General features: G+C 62.5%; 15 protein-coding genes. 6 read left to right on the forward strand and 9 right to left on the reverse strand.

The genetic code is table 11. The features are described 5' to 3' along the window. Positions 1-19: 19 nt before the first annotated feature. From IFT80_RS06380 to IFT80_RS06390, 3 genes are all read right to left on the reverse strand, one after another. Positions 20-313 carry a co-chaperone GroES gene (locus tag IFT80_RS06380; protein ID WP_192136999.1) on the reverse strand — a complete coding sequence of 98 codons (294 nt, stop codon included), beginning with the start codon at positions 311-313 and terminating at the stop codon, positions 20-22. Positions 314-561: 248 nt separating this feature from the next. Beyond that, positions 562-1,053 carry an FxsA family protein gene (locus IFT80_RS06385; RefSeq protein ID WP_122479448.1) on the reverse strand — a complete coding sequence of 164 codons (492 nt, stop codon included), beginning with the start codon at positions 1,051-1,053 and terminating at the stop codon, positions 562-564. 155 nt (positions 1,054-1,208) lie between these two features. Continuing rightward, complete coding sequence (locus IFT80_RS06390; protein WP_185794023.1) at positions 1,209-2,216, reverse strand: DUF481 domain-containing protein; 1,008 nt, start codon at positions 2,214-2,216, stop codon at positions 1,209-1,211. A gap of 81 nt (positions 2,217-2,297) precedes the next feature. Here IFT80_RS06390 and IFT80_RS06395 point away from each other — a divergent pair, with 81 nt between their 5' ends. After that, complete coding sequence (locus IFT80_RS06395; RefSeq protein ID WP_122479450.1) at positions 2,298-2,666, forward strand: MGMT family protein; 369 nt, start codon at positions 2,298-2,300, stop codon at positions 2,664-2,666. Between the two features lie 41 nt (positions 2,667-2,707). Beyond that, positions 2,708-4,246, forward strand: a complete 1,539-nt coding sequence (locus tag IFT80_RS06400; RefSeq protein ID WP_122479451.1) for an AmpG family muropeptide MFS transporter — start codon at positions 2,708-2,710, stop codon at positions 4,244-4,246. 52 nt (positions 4,247-4,298) lie between these two features. On the opposite strand, the gene IFT80_RS06405 is transcribed toward IFT80_RS06400, so the two are convergent. Beyond that, the gene (locus IFT80_RS06405; RefSeq protein ID WP_122479452.1) at positions 4,299-5,141 is read right to left on the reverse strand and encodes a mechanosensitive ion channel family protein; all 843 of its coding nucleotides are present in this window, start codon (positions 5,139-5,141) and stop codon (positions 4,299-4,301) included. Positions 5,142-5,340: 199 nt separating this feature from the next. Beyond that, complete coding sequence (locus tag IFT80_RS06410; protein ID WP_122479453.1) at positions 5,341-5,820, reverse strand: YajQ family cyclic di-GMP-binding protein; 480 nt, start codon at positions 5,818-5,820, stop codon at positions 5,341-5,343. 157 nt (positions 5,821-5,977) lie between these two features. On the opposite strand from IFT80_RS06410, the gene IFT80_RS06415 reads away from it, so the two are divergent. From IFT80_RS06415 to IFT80_RS06425, 3 genes are all read left to right on the forward strand, one after another. Then, the gene (locus IFT80_RS06415) at positions 5,978-6,955 is read left to right on the forward strand and encodes a putative 2-dehydropantoate 2-reductase (RefSeq protein WP_192137000.1); all 978 of its coding nucleotides are present in this window, start codon (positions 5,978-5,980) and stop codon (positions 6,953-6,955) included. 273 nt (positions 6,956-7,228) lie between these two features. Next, on the forward strand, positions 7,229-9,244 hold the full coding sequence (locus tag IFT80_RS06420; protein ID WP_185794025.1) for an ATP-binding protein: 2,016 nt from the start codon (positions 7,229-7,231) through the stop codon (positions 9,242-9,244). Positions 9,245-9,246: 2 nt separating this feature from the next. Further along, positions 9,247-9,807: a cob(I)yrinic acid a,c-diamide adenosyltransferase gene (locus IFT80_RS06425; protein WP_192137001.1), complete on the forward strand. Its 561-nt coding sequence runs from the start codon at positions 9,247-9,249 to the stop codon at positions 9,805-9,807. A 98-nt stretch (positions 9,808-9,905) separates the two neighbouring features. Here the strand turns inward: IFT80_RS06425 and IFT80_RS06430 are convergent, their stop codons facing one another. The 3 genes from IFT80_RS06430 to secA all read right to left on the reverse strand — a co-directional run bounded on the left by IFT80_RS06430 (position 9,906) and on the right by secA (position 15,103). Continuing rightward, entirely contained in the window at positions 9,906-10,850 is a 945-nt protein-coding gene (locus IFT80_RS06430; protein WP_185794027.1) for a Nudix family hydrolase, read from the reverse strand. A 67-nt stretch (positions 10,851-10,917) separates the two neighbouring features. Next, positions 10,918-12,135: a bifunctional glutamate N-acetyltransferase/amino-acid acetyltransferase ArgJ gene (argJ, locus tag IFT80_RS06435; protein ID WP_185794028.1), complete on the reverse strand. Its 1,218-nt coding sequence runs from the start codon at positions 12,133-12,135 to the stop codon at positions 10,918-10,920. A gap of 226 nt (positions 12,136-12,361) precedes the next feature. Beyond that, on the reverse strand, positions 12,362-15,103 hold the full coding sequence (secA, locus tag IFT80_RS06440; protein WP_185794029.1) for a preprotein translocase subunit SecA: 2,742 nt from the start codon (positions 15,101-15,103) through the stop codon (positions 12,362-12,364). A gap of 308 nt (positions 15,104-15,411) precedes the next feature. On the opposite strand from secA, the gene IFT80_RS06445 reads away from it, so the two are divergent. Then, on the forward strand, positions 15,412-15,867 hold the full coding sequence (locus IFT80_RS06445; protein WP_122479460.1) for a DUF721 domain-containing protein: 456 nt from the start codon (positions 15,412-15,414) through the stop codon (positions 15,865-15,867). 96 nt (positions 15,868-15,963) lie between these two features. On the opposite strand, the gene lpxC is transcribed toward IFT80_RS06445, so the two are convergent. Beyond that, positions 15,964-16,875, reverse strand: coding sequence for a UDP-3-O-acyl-N-acetylglucosamine deacetylase (gene lpxC, locus IFT80_RS06450; RefSeq protein ID WP_043186858.1), 912 nt, complete (start codon positions 16,873-16,875; stop codon positions 15,964-15,966). Positions 16,876-16,964 lie beyond the last annotated feature (89 nt).

The raw sequence follows: 16,964 nt of genomic DNA on the forward strand, positions 1-16,964 counted from the left end.
TAACGGGAGTTCAGTGGTTTCAGACTTCGACGACGGCGAGGATCTCGCTCTCGCTCATCACCAGCAGGTCTTCACCGTCGACCTTGACGGTGTTGCTGCCCGAGTAAGGGCCGAATACCACCTTGTCACCCACTTTGACGGCCAGCGCACGAACTTCGCCGCTATCCAGGATCTTGCCGGTGCCCACTGCGACGATTTCGCCACGGTTGGGTTTTTCAGCGGCCGAACCTGGCAGAACGATACCGCCAGCGGTTTTGGACTCTTCTTCGCTGCGACGGATAACGACGCGGTCATGCAGAGGACGAAGCTTCATTGTCGATCTCTCCTAATTATGGTTTTCATCGGCCGGTGTGTACCGGCGGTGTGGATCTTCCGGCGTAACCGGTCGCGTCTTGCACCGCAAGACGCGGGAACATGTGTGGCGCAATCGCCACAAACCTTGCGGTGACCCATACATGAGGTCGGCGCGAGCGATTACAAGGGCCGGGCTGAAAAAATTTGCAGGCAAAGCTGCAAAAGAAACGGCGCCCGAGGGCGCCGTTGACAGGTTGCAGCAGGTGTTCAGCGGTCCGGACGCGAGGTGTCGCGACCGACCACTTCGCCTTCGATCACCTCGCCTTCGATGACGTGGGCCCGGTAGGCCTGGGCCGGGCCACCCGGGGGCGGCATGTCGTCGGCGAACGCGCGCTGGCGCATGGCTTGCGCCTGGGCACGCTCGCGTACCTTGCGGATCAGGAAGTGCCGGGTGAATGGCAGCAGGCACAGCACAGCCAGCAGATCGCTGATGAAGCCGGGCACGATCAGCAGTACGCCGCCGACGGCGGTGACCAGACCATTGAACATCTGCTCGGCAGGCAGCTCGCCGCGCTGCAGGCTGGCTCGGGTACGCAGGACGGTGGCCAGCCCGGCGACGCGCATGACCAGCACACCCAATGCCGAACCGGCGATGATGAGCAGCAGCGCGGGAAAGAACCCGATCGCCGTGCTCACCTTGAAGAAGACGTACAGTTCCAGCACGGGGAACAACAGGAACAGCAATAGAAAAGCGCGCATCAAATGGTTTCCTCTACGGAAGAATGCCTTCCAGTAGACCCTAGATGACGTCAATAAATCGTTAATTCAAGGTGGCGACCCATCAGTCGCTTAAGCCAGTCCCGCGAAACCCGCGCCAGCCGGGCCTCGCAGACTTGTGTCGGCGTATTGCAATGTTACCAGGCGACACCGAAACCGGCGGTGTAGCGGGTACTGTCCAGGTCCGCACCACTGGTGCCGCTGACCAGGTCCTTCTCGGCCTTGAGGTTCAACGACGCCCATTCGGTAACCTTGTAGCGCAGGCCCATTTCGGCATCCAGGCTGTAGTCGGCGACGTTGCCGATCGGCTTGCCGAGTTCGCCGCGGGTGAAGAACTCGACCGTCTTGCCGATCAGGTAGCGGTTGTAGTCCCACTTCATGGCCAGCGAATAGAAGTTGTCCTTGTCGCCGTCGGCATACTGGTAGTCGGTGCGGTTGATCAAGCCACCGAGGGAGAACGCACCCAGTTCGTCGTCCCAGAACTGGTAGCCGGGGCCGGTACCCACGGTGCGCTGACGCTCCAGGTCCTCGATCTTGTCACGCTTGTAATCAACCCGGCCCTGCCAGAACCACTGATCGGTGAGGAAGCGGTCAAGGGAGTATTCGAGATCGAAATTGTCGGTCGTGACGATGCTGTCCTGGGACTCGCGGTTGTACTCGCCAGAGCCGATATGACGCCACTTGCCGTGCCTGGCGGTAGTCTTGAAGGCGACGTTGTAGTCGTCGGTATCGGTTTCGGCACGCTTGTAGTCCAGGCCCAGGTCGACGTTGCCCTTGATCTGCAGATCAGTGACCACCGGCTTGGGCTTGATGATCTGCTGGATGCTGGCCAACTCGACGGTCTTCGGTGCATCACCGTTCTGCAGGATGACCTTGCCGTCTTCGGCGGCCTTGAACGACTTGGTTTTCTCGCCGATGTAGTCATCCTGCTTGACCAGCAGTTCCTGGTCGCTTTCCATGGTCTTGATCTGTTTCCAGTCCAGGGGAATCGAACCACCGTATTCAGTCTTCACCATCAGCTTGCCACCGTCGAACACGGTAATCTTGCCGGAGATACGGTCGCCGTTCTTCAACCAGACTGTATCGGCAAACGTCACGGAAGAGGTGGAAGCCAGGGCAAGGCACAGCAGGGTTCTAGGCAACATAAGCGGATTCTGGGTGCTCTGAAGTGTAGGAAATGCGGCATTATTCGGTAGGACAAGATCCGAGCAAGGACAGACCCCGAGATGACAGACGAGTTCAATTCTCAACTGCAAAATACTCCGGATCAGGCTGCGGCCGTTCGCCGCACTGCGCTGTACACCGTGCTGGCTCAGGTACCGGAGGGCAAAGTGGTGACCTATGGACAGTTGGCCGAACTGGCCATGCTTGGGCGGGCGGCCCGCTGGGTCGGACGTACCCTGAGCCAACTGCCGGACGGTACCCGCCTGCCCTGGCACCGTGTGGTTGCCGCCGGCGGGCGGCTGAGCCTGGCGGCAGGCACGTGCAGCGGGGCCGAACAACGCGCACGCCTGCGTGGCGAAGGCGTGCTGATCATGAAGAATCGCGTGGATATGGCACGCCATGGCTGGCGTCCGGAGCAGGCATGCGGTTAGAGTGCGCGCTTTGTTTCGCAAACTGAGGCAGATTCCAGCCCATGCCCCGTAAAACCTGGCGCGCCGCGCTCGCCGCTTATGCCAGCCCTTCCACCGTTGTGCTTCTGCTGCTCGGTTTCGCTGCCGGCCTGCCGTACATGCTGGTGTTTTCAACCCTGTCGGTGTGGTTGCGTGAAGCGGGCGTCGCCCGTGAAACCATCGGTTACGCCAGCCTGATCGGTCTGGCCTATGCCTTCAAATGGGTATGGTCGCCGCTGCTCGACCAGTGGCGGCTGCCACTGCTCGGCAAGCTGGGCCGGCGCCGTTCCTGGCTGGTTCTGGCCCAGGCTCTGGTGATCCTCGGCCTGGTGGGCATGAGTTTCTGCGACCCGCAGAAGCATCTGTCGTGGTTGATCGCGATTGCCGTGGTGGTCGCGTTCGCCTCGGCCACTCAGGACATCGCGGTAGACGCCTACCGCCTGGAAATCGCCGAAGACCAGCGCCAGGCCGCCCTCGCCGCCAGCTACATGGCCGGCTACCGCGTGGCCGCGTTGCTGGCCACCGCCGGTGCGCTGTACTTCGCCGAAGGCTTCGGTTCCACCGGCTTCGCCTATCTGCACCAGGCCTGGGCCAACACGTACCTGCTGTTCGGTGTGCTGATGGTACCGGCACTGATCACTACCCTGATCATGCGCGAACCCCCGGTAGCCCTGCGCACGCAATTGTCCGCAGCGCGCTACGGCTTCAGCCACCAACTGATGTCGGTGTTCGTGCTGATCGTGTTGCTGGTGTCGGTGCCGGCGATGTTCACCCAGTTGTACAACACCGATTTTGCCAGCGTGCTGTTCGGCAGCCAGAGCCTGATCGACCTGCTGCTCGAAGACCGGGCATTCCTGCGTGCGCTGCTCTACATAATCCTGACTGCGGTGTGCCTGTCTTCGGTCGGTCGCCGCGGGTTGGCTCCCGTGCTCACACCGATCAACGATTTCATCCTGCGCTACCGCTGGCAGGCATTGCTGCTGCTGGGCCTGATCGCGACCTACCGGATGTCCGATACGGTGATGGGTGTCATGGCCAACGTCTTCTACATCGACCAAGGCTTCACCAAGGACCAGATCGCCAGCGTCAGCAAGATCTTCGGCCTGATCATGACCCTGCTCGGCGCCGGCTTCGGCGGCCTGCTGATCGTGCGCTTCGGCATCCTGCCCATTCTGTTCATCGGTGGCATCACTTCGGCGGGGACCAACCTGCTGTTCCTGATGCTGGCCGACATGGGGCCGAATCTGCAGATGCTGGTGCTGACCATCTCGCTGGACAACTTCAGCTCCGGGCTCGCCACTTCGGCCTTCGTCGCCTACCTGTCGAGCCTGACCAACCTCAAGTTCTCGGCGACCCAATACGCCCTGCTGAGCTCGATCATGCTCCTCCTGCCGCGCCTGATCGGGGGCTACTCAGGGGTGATGGTCGAAAAGTTCGGCTACCACAATTTCTTCCTGATCACTGCCCTGCTCGGTGTGCCGACCCTGCTGCTGATCGCCCTGCACTGGAAGCAGGAGAATGCCCGCATCGCGCGCGACGGGCCTGACGAAGAACCCTCCTGACAAAAAAGCCCCGGCCATGATGACCGGGGCTTTTTCGTGAAGCCTTGCGAACCTACTTGGCTTCGCCTTCCTGCATCACCCGAATCACACGCTGCGGAAACGGAATGTCGATGCCTTCGGCACGCAGGCGATCGCGGATCTCGCCGTTGAGCATATTGGTCACGCCGCCGAAGTCGCCAGTGTTCACCCAGATCCGCAGGGACACGGTGATCGAGCTGTCGCCCAGGGCCGCCACGACGGCCTCGGGTGCCGGGGTCTGCAACACGCGTGGGTCCTTGGCCAGGTCCAGGAGGATCTCGCGGGCTTTCTGCAGGTCGGCATCGTAGTCCACACCGATGTCGAAGGTGATCTTGCGCGTGGGCTGACGGTTGGTGTTGGTGATGATGCCGTTAGACAGGTTGCCGTTGGGCAGGATCACCGTGCGGTTATCGCCGGTGCGCAACACGGTATGGAAGATCTGGATGGAGTCGACCGTGCCGCTCACACCCTGTGCTTCGATCCAGTCGCCGATGCGAAAGGGACGGAACAGCAGAATCAGCACGCCGCCGGCGAAGTTCGCCAGGCTGCCTTGCAGGGCCAGGCCGATGGCCAGGGTCGCACCACCGATGGCGGCAACGAACGAGGTCGTCTCGATACCGATCATCGAGGCCACGCTGACCATCAAGAGGATCTTCAGGATGATATTGGCGATCGTGCCGATGAAGTTCTGCAGCGCCAGATCGATGTGACGCAGGGCCAGCAGTTTCTGCAGGTTGGCGGTGACTCGGTTGATCAACCACCAACCCACGCACAGCACCACCAAGGCGAGGATCACCTTGCTGCCGTACTGCATGACCATCGGAATCCAGGCCTGCGAGGCCTGGACCAGATGATTGACTTCCGCGTTCAAATCCATGGGGTTCTCCTACCGCCTTCGTTCAAGCTTCGTTCAAGCTTCGTTCAAAAAAAGCGTGCGATAACCGGCAAAGACCGGCTCGGGCGTACCGGCGCCACGATCTGAAAGGCCACGGCAAGCCCGGCGCCAGAGGCTCCGGCCGCACTGATGCTCCGACGCCGGTCGCCTGGCAAGGTTCAGCCCGGCCCGCCGCTCTTCATCAATCGCGAAAGTTGTTGAACTGCAGCGGCATGCCGAATTCCTTCGCGCGCAGGGCAGCGATTGCCTCCTGCAAGTCATCGCGTTTCTTGCCGGTGATACGCACCTGCTCACCCTGGATGGCAGCCTGCACCTTGAGCTTGGCGTCCTTGACGTGAGCGACGATCTTCTTCGCCAGTTCCTTCTCGATACCTTCGCGCAGGATCGCTTCCTGCTTCATTTCCTTACCCGAGGCATAGGCATCCTTGACCTCGAGGCATTGCACGTCGATCTTGCGCTTGACCAGTGCCAGCTTGAGAATCTCGATCATGGCTTCCAGCTGGTACTCGGCTTCGGCGGTCAGGGTGACCGTCAGCTCCTTGAATGCGAAACTGCCTTTCCCCTTGAGATCGTAACGGCGATCCAGCTCCTTGATGGCGTTGTCGACCGCGTTGGTGACTTCGTGCTTGTCCAACTCGGACACTACGTCGAACGAGGGCATGTGTTTCCTCCAGAATTGATCGGCGGCTCGTTGAAAGAAGGAGCACGCCTGGCTTGACGATTGAAATGCCCGCTCATTATAAGGGAGCCGGCATCGTGAAATGCCACCCCACCGCTTGAATTCAGGCATGGGTCATCACTTTCCACACGAGCCTGACATGCGCAACCTCCCCCCAAGCAATGCGGCCGCCGACGAACCAGCGCTGGTCGTCGCAGAACCGCCGGCAGCCCGATCCTGGCATGTGTTGGGCGCGGGCAGCCTGGGTACGTTGTGGGCGTGCCGCCTGGCCCGCGCGGGCTTGCAGGTGCAGCTGCTATTGCGCAATGCCGCGCGCCTGCAGGCCTACCGCGCAGCCGGTGGCTTGCGCTTGACCGAGAGCGGCGAAGCCAGCGTTCACTGCCTGCCGGCCACCGACGTGGCCGCCGAGGGCGCGATCACCCGCCTGTTGCTGACCTGCAAGGCCTACGATGCGCAAGCGGCCATTGCCAGTGTCGCCGCGCGGCTGGCACCCGGCGCCGAAGTGATCCTTCTGCAGAATGGCATGGGCAGTCAGCAGGCGGTGGCCGAAATGCTGCCGCAGGCGCGCTGTATCTATGCCTCGACCACCGAAGGCGCCTACCGTGCCGCCGATTTCCAGGCGGTTTTCGCCGGGCAGGGCTTTACCTGGCTGGGCGATGCCGACCCGGCCTGCCCCACCCACCCTGCAGCCTTGCTGGCCGACCTGGAGCGTGCCGGCATCGCTCATCACTGGACACCCAGTATCCATTCGCGCCTGTGGCGCAAGCTGGCGCTCAACTGCGCGATCAACCCGCTGACCGTGCTGTACGGCTGTCGCAATGGCGCGTTGGCGGACCATCACGACGAAGTGGCCATTCTTTGCGCCGAGCTGGCACAGCTGCTGGGCGCGTGCGGGCAGGTGGACGCGGCCCAGGGGCTGCACGAGGAAGTACGACGGGTTATCCAGGCGACCGCTGCCAATTACTCTTCGATGTACCAGGACGTCGACCAGGGTCGGCGCACCGAGATCGACTATCTGCTGGGCTACGCCTGCCAAGCCGCGCTGGAGCGGCACTGCGAGGTGCCACATCTGCAAGCGCTGCAGGCGCGGCTGGTGCGGGCCTTGAACAAGACCTGAGACCGCGCCCTTCGCGGCCACCGACCGCTCCTACGGAGGGACGCACGATCTCCGTAGGAGCGGTCCGTGGCCGCGAAACAGTCGCGCGGTGAATCAGGCATACCGCAGCGCGCTCTTCGCGGCCACTGGCCGCTCCTACGGAGGGACTCACAATTTCCGTAGGAGCGGTCATCGGCCGCGAAACAGGCGCCGCGGTGTATCAGGCGAACCGCGGGATTTGCAAAACAGGTTTGCTACACTGGCGCTCTGCCCTGCCGTGGAAGCGACCCGCCAATGCCCTTGCGCCAGAGACTCGAAAACCTGCCGGTTGGCCAGAAACTGCTGGCGGCCCTGCTGGTGCTGTTGACCACGGTCCTGCTGGTCGCCAACCTGACGTTCATCAGTGCCGCCTACTGGATTTCCCAGGAAAGCATGGCGCCCCAGGCCTTGCAGACCATCGGCCGACTGCTGGCCAACCCTGGCCTTGCGCAGCGGGCGGTACGCTCGCCGCAGGACGCCGAAGCGCTGCTCGAAGAGCTCAACAGCTATTCCCCGTTGCGCGCCGCCGCCATCTACGACGCCCAGGGCGAGCGCCTGGCCCAGTTGCAGCACGGCGACCGGCTGAAGATGCCGGCCCGCTTCGCCAGCATCGAAGCCTGGCGCTCCACCGAATTCCGCAGCACCCAGTTGGTGCCTCTGCCCAGTGCCGGCCATCTGCTGCTGGTGGCCAGCAGCGAACTGCCCGTGGCGTTCTACACCGGCACCCTGACTGCCAGCCTGGGCATCCTGGTGTTCAGCGTGCTGTTGTGGATGATCATCGCCCGGCAGATCAAGCGCTTGATCACCCAACCCATCTATCGCCTCGAAGAGCTGTCGCGCCAGGTCACCCGCGAAGAAAACTACGCCTTGCGCGCCGGCCGCGGCAACCACGACGAGATCGGCAGCCTGGCGGAAGCGTTCAACACCATGCTTTCACGCATCGAGGCCCGCGAACAGCAACTCAAGCGTGCCCGCGACGAGTCCCAGGCCGCCTACGACCAGGCCCAGGGGCTGGCCGAAGAAACTCGCCACACCAACCGCAAGCTCGAACTCGAAGTCCAGGTGCGCAGCAAGATCGAGAAGAAACTCACCGGCTTTCAGAACTACCTCAACAGCATCATCGACTCCATGCCTTCGGCACTCATTGCCCTCGACGAGCAGCTGTACGTCACCCAGTGGAATCAGGAAGCCAGCGCACTTTCCGGAACGCCGCTGGACGAGGCGCTCAATCAACCGATCTTTCTTGCATTCGCCCCGCTCAAACCGTTCCTGCCGCAGCTCAAGACCACGGTCGAACAGCACACGGTGGCCAAGATCGAGCGGGTCACCTGGGTCAAGGACGACACCCCACACCATTACGCGCTGACCTTCTATCCGCTGATGGGCGGTGCCGGCCGCGGCGTGGTGATTCGCATCGACGACATCACTCAGCGCCTGTCCCTGGAAGAGATGATGGTGCAGTCGGAAAAGATGCTCTCGGTGGGGGGGCTGGCCGCCGGCATGGCCCACGAAATCAACAACCCCCTGGGCGCGATCCTGCACAACGTGCAGAACGTCAGGCGCCGCCTTTCGGCCGACCTGCCGAAGAACCTCGAACAGGCCAGCGATGCCGGTGTCGATCTGGCAGCAGTGAACGCCTACCTGCAAGGGCGCGAAATCCCGCAGCTGCTCGACGGCATTCAGCAGGCCGGTGCACGGGCAGCCAAGATCGTCACCCACATGCTCAGCTTCAGCCGCCGCAGCACGCGGGAAATGGCACCGTGCGACCTGCCCGCCCTGATCGACCAGGCGGTGGAGATCGCCGGCAACGACTTCGACCTGGCGATCGGTTTCGACTTCAAGGGACAAAACATCGTGCGCCAGTTCGACCCGGCGCTGGGCCCGGTACCGGGCACTGCCAACGAGCTGGAGCAAGTGCTGCTCAACCTGCTGAAAAACGCCGCGCAGGCCATTCACCAGCGCAACGACGAGCACGAGCCGGGGCGCATCATCCTGCGCACCCGGCTGAGCCCGCCGTGGGCGGAAATCCAGGTCGAGGACAACGGCGTGGGCATGCCCGAAAGCGTGCGCAAGCGTACGTTCGAGCCCTTCTTCACCACCAAGGAGATTGGCCAGGGCACCGGCCTGGGCCTGTCGGTGTCCTACTTCATCATCACCAACAACCACAAGGGCCAGATGGAAGTGCAATCCAGCCCTGGCCAGGGCACCTGCTTCACCCTGCGCCTGCCGTTGGCCGGCAATCCGCTGCCCCTCACCACCACGGAGATATGAGCATGGGCTTTCGCCTGACGAAGATTTACACGCGCACCGGCGACCAGGGCGAAACCGGGCTTGGCGATGGACGTCGGGTGCCCAAGGACCATCCGCGAGTCGAGGCTATTGGCGAAGTGGACACCTTGAACAGCCAATTGGGCGTGCTGCTGGCGGGACTGACGGAGGATGCTCGCCTGAACGAGGTGTACGAGGTGCTTGCGCCCTGCCAGCATCGGCTGTTCGATCTGGGTGGTGAGTTGGCCATGCCCGCGTACCAGGCACTCGATGCTGGCGAAGTGCAGCGTCTGGAAACGGCCATCGATACCTGGAACGACGAAGTCGGCGCGTTGGAGAATTTCATTCTGCCAGGCGGTTCAATGCTGATCGCCCAGGCCCATGTCTGTCGCAGCCTGGCACGCAGTGCCGAGCGTCGCTGTCAGCAGCTCAATGCCGTGGAGCCTTTGTCAGCGGTGAGCCTGGCGTACATCAATCGGCTTTCGGACCTGCTGTTCGTGGCGGCGCGGATCATCGCTCGACGCCAGGCTATTGCCGAGATCCTTTGGCAGCCTGCCAAGCCGTGAGAGTGGCGCAGGCTGCAGGTCGCCAGTACCGCGTCAGGTCAGTGGGTCTCGAGGGACAGCTGACGCGGCCTGCGCTGCTGCTACAGGAGCCAAGGCGGCTACAGGGTTGGCCAGAACGCGCGGATGCCTGCGACGCCCTGCGCGCCGATCTCCCAAGCCTTCGCCTGATCCTGCGGACCCATCCCGCCCAGTAGATAGACCGGCTGGTTGAAACCCTCGATCAAACCATGCGCCTGATCCCATCCCAACGGCTGGGCATCGGGATGCGTGAGGGTCGGTTGCACCGGCGACAGGGTGATGAAATCCACCCCCATCTGCCGCGCCAGCGCCAGCTCCTCGGCGTCGTGACAAGAGGCCGCCAGCCAACGCTCCTGAGGAAACGGCCGGCCCTTGCTGGCGTACTTGCGCAACTGCGCCGACGTCAGGTGCCAACCGGCCGAAGGGAAATCGCCCAGCCATTCCAGCGGCCCCTTGAGCATCAACTGGGCCTTGCCGGCGCACAACCCCACTGCATCCACCGCCAGGTCGCGGTACTGCGGATCGTAGCCATTGGGTGCACGCAGCTGCAGCAGCTTGATGCCACCGGCAATCGCCTTCTGCATCCCGCGCAACAAGGTCGGGTTATCGAGCCCATCCGGAGTGATGAGATATTCACCGGGCAGGCTCGCTGCCGCGACGATGGGACGATTGGCTGCCGGAAACTCGTAGCCCGGCAACTCGCGGGCTTTGACCCACGCCACGGGTTGACCTTCGACGCCGTGCGGCTGGCCAGTGAACTCGGTCACTTCCCAGACATCCAGCAGCACCTGCTTGTCGGCATAGTCGTGATGCACCTTGATCAATGGCCGCGCCTGGCCGACCTCGATCCCCAGTTCTTCGCGCAGCTCCCGCGCCAGCGCCGTCTGCACCGTCTCGCCGGCCTCGACCTTGCCGCCGGGAAACTCCCATAAACCGCCCTGGTGCTGGGCATCGGCACGGCGGGCAATCAAGATACGGTTATCTGCGCCACGGATCACCGCGGCGGCTACATGCACTCGTTTCACGCATTCTCCAGGCCGCACTGAGCTACCAACGCCCAGGTGCACCATGGAGCACACCCGGGCCTGACCGTCAGGTACGGTATTCGGCGTTGATCTTCACATATTCATGGGACAGGTCGGTGGTCCAGATGGTCTCGCTGCAATCGCCGCGGCCCAGCTCGATACGAATGCCGATTTCGGCCTGCGCCATCACCGCCGAACCCTGCTCCTCGGTATAGGTGGCCGCACGCGCGCCACGACTGGCGATGCACACCTCCCCCAGGAACACATCGATCTTGCTGACATCCAGTTCCGGCACGCCTGCACGGCCGACCGCCGCCAGGATGCGCCCCCAGTTCGGATCGGAGGCGAACAAGGCGGTTTTGATCAGCGGCGAGTGAGCCACGGTGTAGGCCACATCCAGGCATTCCTGGTGGTTGCTGCCGCCGTTGACCTGGACGGTGACGAACTTGGTCGCCCCTTCACCATCGCGCACGATGGCCTGGGCCACTTCCATGCACACCTCGAAGACCGCCTGCTTCAGCGCCGCGAACAACGGGCCGCTGGCCTCGCCGACCTCCGGCAATGCCGCCTGCCCGGTAGCCACCAGCATGCAGCAGTCGTTGGTCGACGTGTCGCCGTCGATGGTGATGCGGTTGAACGACTTGTTGGCGCCGTCGCGCAGCAGATCCTGCAGTACGTGGGGCGCGACCTTGGCGTCGGTGGCAATGTAGCCAAGCATGGTCGCCATGTTTGGCCGGATCATGCCCGCACCCTTGCTGATCCCGGTCACGGTGACCGTCACGCCGTCGTGCTGGAACTGGCGGCTGGCGCCTTTGGGCAGGGTATCGGTGGTCATGATGCCAGTGGCCGCGGCGGCCCAGTTGTCCACCGACAGGTCGTCGAGAGCGGCCTGCAGGGCCCCTTCGATCTTCTCCACGGGCAGAGGCTCGCCGATCACTCCGGTGGAAAACGGCAGCACGGCGCTGGCGTCCACCCCGGCCAATTCGGCGAGCCGCGCCGTGGTGCGCTCGGCGGCAGCCAGGCCGGGCTCACCGGTACCGGCGTTGGCATTGCCGGTGTTGGTCAGCAGGTAACGCACAGCGCCGCCCACGCGCTGCCGGGAGACGATGACCGGTGCCGCACAGAACGCATTCAGGGTGAACACGCCAGCGACGCTGGAACCCTCGGCGCAGCGCATGACCACCACGTCCTTGCGGCCGGGGCGTTTGATGCCGGCGCTGGAGATGCCCAGCTCGAAACCGGGAACCGCATGCAGCGTGGGCAGTGGACCAAGACCAACAGCCATGTGAGCACTCCTTTGAAGACTGTACGGCGTAGCGTCGACGCCGCCATTGAATGGACGAACGCCGCGATCGGATCACCGAAATCCACCGCAGGAGCGGTCAGCGGCCGCGAAACAGACGACGCGGTATACCTGCCAGACCGTGTCGTACTTTTCGCGGCCACTGACCGCTCCTACGGGGAGCCGGCGTCAGTCGCGGCGTGCTACTGCTTGCAGCAATGTGCGGCGATCAGTCGATCTTGCCGTGGCAATGCTTGAACTTCTTGCCTGAACCACACCAGCACAGCTCGTTGCGGCCCAGTTTCTGGTCATTGCGCACCGGCTCCGACACCGTGGCGGCAATCACTTCGGCGTCCTCCGCCAAGGCTTCGGGCTGATCCAGGCCTGGTGCAGGAGCGTGTTCGAACTGCATGCGCGCAGCCAGCTCTTCGGCATCGCGACGCAGACGAGCTTCTTCCTCGACCGGATCTTCGCGGCGCACCTGAACGTGGGAAAGCACACGGATGGTGTCGCGCTTGATCGAATCCAGCAGCTCCTGGAACAGGCTGAACGACTCGCGCTTGTATTCCTGCTTCGGGTTCTTCTGGGCGTAGCCGCGCAGGTGGATACCGTGACGCAGGTGGTCCATGGTCGACAGGTGATCTTTCCACAGGTCGTCGAGCACGCGCAGCAGGATCTGCTTCTCGAAGGTGCGCAACGCATCGGCGCTGGCCTGGTCTTCCTTCTCGGTGTAGGCCGCCAGCAGCTCGGCCATGACTTTCTCGCGCAGCGTTTCTTCGTAGAGCTTGTCGTCGGCGTCCAGCCACTGCTGGATCGGCAGGCTCACACCGAAATCGGTCTGCAGCGCCGCTTCCAGACCGGCCACGTCCCACTGCTCGGGCAGCGACTGTGGCGGAATGTGCTGGGCGAACAGCTGGCCCAGCACTTCCTGGCGGAAGTCGGCAATGGTGTCACCGACGTTGTCGGACGCCAGCAGACTGTTGCGCATGTGGTAGATGACCTTGCGCTGCTCGTTGGCGACGTCGTCGAATTCGAGCAATTGCTTGCGGATGTCGAAGTTGCGGCCTTCGACCTTGCGCTGGGCCTTTTCGATGGCGTTGGTCACCATGCGATGTTCGATGGCTTCACCGGACTGCATGCCCAGCGCCTTCATGAAGTTCTTCACCCGGTCGGAGGCGAAGATGCGCATCAGGCTGTCTTCCAGCGACAGGTAGAAGCGGCTGGAACCGGCATCACCCTGGCGACCGGCACGGCCACGCAACTGATTGTCGATACGGCGTGATTCGTGACGCTCGGAGGCGATCACATGCAGGCCACCGGATTCGAGCACCTGCTGGTGACGCTTCTGCCAGTCGGCCTTGATCTGGGCAATCTGCTCCGGCGACGGGTCCTCGAGGGAAGCCACTTCGACCTCCCAGTTGCCGCCCAGAAGGATGTCGGTACCACGGCCGGCCATGTTGGTGGCAATGGTCAGCGCACCCGGACGACCGGCCTGCGCGATGATCTCGGCTTCCTTCTCATGGAACTTGGCGTTGAGCACCTTGTGCTCGATGCCTTCCTGGTTGAGCAGGCGCGACATGTGTTCGGAGGTTTCGATGGTGGCAGTACCCACCAGCACCGGCCGGCCCTGGGCCATGCTTTCCTTGATGTCGGTGACGATAGCGGCGTATTTCTCGTCCGCAGTCAGGTACACCAAGTCGTTGAAGTCCTTGCGCGCGAGCGGCTTGTTCGGCGGAATGACCATCACGTTGAGCTGATAGATCTGGGCGAATTCGAACGCCTCGGTATCGGCCGTACCGGTCATGCCCGACAGTTTGTTGTACAGGCGGAAGTAGTTCTGGAACGTGGTCGAGGCGAGCGTCTGGCTCTCGGCCTGGATGTTCAGGTTTTCCTTGGCCTCGATGGCCTGGTGCAGGCCCTCGGACAGGCGACGGCCCGGCATGGTACGACCGGTGTGCTCGTCGACCAGCAGGATCTGGCCGTCCTGGACAATGTACTCGACGTTGCGGTTGAACAGCTTGTGCGCACGCAGGCCGGCATACACGTGGGTCAGCAGGCCCAGGTTGTGCGCCGAATAAAGGCTCTCGCCCTCGGCCAGCAGACCGGCGCGGGTGAGCATTTCCTCGATGTACTGGTGGCCGGCTTCGTTGAGTTCGACCTGGCGGGTCTTCTCGTCGATGCTGTAGTGGCCTTCCTTGGTGACCTGGCCTTCCACTTCCTCGATGTGCTGCTCGAGTTGCGGAATCAGGCGGTTGATTTCGGTGTACAGCTTGGAGCTGTCCTCGGCCTGACCGGAAATGATCAGCGGCGTGCGGGCTTCGTCGATGAGGATGGAGTCGACTTCGTCGATCACGGCGAAATTCAGCTCGCGCTGGAATTTCTCTTCCATGCTGAACGCCATGTTGTCGCGCAGATAGTCGAAACCGAATTCGTTGTTGGTGCCGTAGGTGATGTCGGCGGCGTAGGCCAGACGCTTCTCGTCCGGCGGCGCGAACGGCGTGACCACGCCCACGGTCAGGCCCAGGTACTCGTACAGCGGACGCATCCAGTTGGCGTCGCGACGGGCCAGGTAGTCGTTGACCGTGACCACATGCACGCCCTTGCCGGACAGCGCATTGAGGTAAACGCCCAGGGTCGCCACCAGGGTCTTGCCTTCACCTGTACGCATTTCGGCGATCATGCCTTCGTGCAGGGTGAGGCCGCCGATCAGCTGGACATCGAAGTGCCGCATGCCCATGACGCGCTTGCCGGCTTCGCGGCACACGGCGAAGGCTTCGGGCAGCAGTTGGTCGAGGGTCTCGCCTTTTGCCAGGCGGGCCTTGAACTCTGCGGTCTTGGCGCGCAGCTGCTCGTCCGAAAGGGCCACCATCTGCTCTTCGAAGGCATTGACGGCTTGTACCGTCTTGAGCATGCGTCGTACTTCACGCTCGTTCTTGCTTCCAAAAAGTTTCTTTAACAAAGGCGCAAACATATTGGCAGGATCTTCCACACATAGGGATGGAGGGCGGCCCCGTGAGTCGCCCGTGCAGCCCTCATGGCCGCATGCGAACGAGCATTCTACCCGGAAACGATGGAGAGGAAAGTGGCGCGATGTCCACGATGCTGGCACAGCGTTGTGACGGGGCGGTTTTACAATAAGGGCTTTTTCGACAACTTCAACCCGCAGGGTGCAGATGTCATCTATTCGAACGTTCACAGGCCCGCCGGTGTACCCACGTAAAACGGTGACGACAAGGGATTCTGTTAACATGCCGACTCTGTAACCTCAGGTGTATCTCCATGGTCTTTCGGCCCCTGCCCGCCCGGGCTCCAGCGGTGCTGCTGCGCGAAGCCAAGCCGCTCAAGGCCTTGTTCAGCCATGCCCAGCGCCTGTCGCACCTGCAGCGCCTGCTCGAGAGCCAGCTGCAGCCTGCGGCGCGCGAGCATTGCTACGTTGCCTCGTGGCGCGAAGGCAGCCTGTTGCTGATCGTCACCGACGGCCACTGGGCCACGCGCCTGCGCTATCAGCAAAAGCGACTGCAGCGCGACCTGCAGGCCCTGGAGGAATTCGGCAGCCTGACCCGTATCCTGTTCAAGGTGCAGCCGCCCACGGTGCAGAGCAAGGCCGGAGAGCGCAGCATCGATCTGTCCATCGGCGCGGGCGAGAACATTCAGGCCACCGCCGACGGCATCAGCGATCCGAATCTGCGCGCCGCGCTGGAGCGCCTGGCAGCCCACGCCAAACGCGTGCGCTGAACCCGCCGGCAATGCCCTGGGTACCCTGAACGCCACGCAAAAAAAAGCCACCCAATGGGTGGCCTATAAATGTGTAACCAGAAAAGAGAGGTTGTATCAACCCAACGCAGCTGGCCGCATGTAGGAGATCGGTACCGTACTGGCATCTTCGAACGTGACCACTTCCCACGCATCGTCCTGCTCGAGCAGACGACGCAGAAGCTGGTTGTTCAGTGCGTGGCCCGACTTGTAGCCACGGAATTCGCCAATCAGGCTGTTACCCAGCTGATAGAGATCGCCGATTGCATCGAGGATCTTGTGCTTGACGAACTCGTCTTCGTAGCGAAGACCGTCCTCGTTCATGACGCCTGCCTCGTCCACCACGATAGCGTTCTCGACGCTGCCGCCCAGTGCACGATTGTGCTTGCGCAGGTACTCAAGGTCGCTCATGAAACCAAAGGTGCGGGCGCGACTGACTTCCTTCACGAAGGACGTGCTGGAGAAGTCGACACTGGCACTCTGGGTGCGGTCCTTGAAGACAGGATGATCGAAATCTATCTCGAAGCTCACCTTGAAACCTTCGAAAGGCAGGAAAGTGGCGCGCTTGTCGCCCTCCGTCACTGTCACTTCACGCAGGATGCGGATGAATTTCTTCGGCGCGTCCTGTTCTTCCAGGCCAGCCGATTGAATCAGGAATACGAAGGGTCCGGCGCTGCCATCCATGATCGGCACTTCGGACGCGGAGAGCTCGACGTAGGCGTTATCGATTCCCAGGCCCGCCATGGCCGACAGTAGATGCTCTACGGTATCGACCTTGACATCGCCATTGACCAAAGTGGTGGACATCGTGGTGGCGCCGACATTGTGGGCGCGTGCAGGAATCTGCACGACCGGGTCAAGGTCGACACGGCAGAACACGATGCCGGTATCCACGGGCGCAGGCTTCAAAGTCAGGTAGACCTTCTCACCGGAGTGCAGACCGACGCCTGTGGCACGGATAATATTCTTCAGGGTGCGTTGTTTAATCATGGCATTGGCCGCTTCAGCGCAAATTGCGAACTGGTATCAACAAAGGCTGGCGATGATAGCAGACCCAACCTTTGCTGAACACCAATCAC

The sequence above is a fragment of the Pseudomonas sp. CFBP 8771 genome (genome assembly GCF_014841695.1).
GTDB lineage: Bacteria > Pseudomonadota > Gammaproteobacteria > Pseudomonadales > Pseudomonadaceae > Aquipseudomonas > Aquipseudomonas baltica.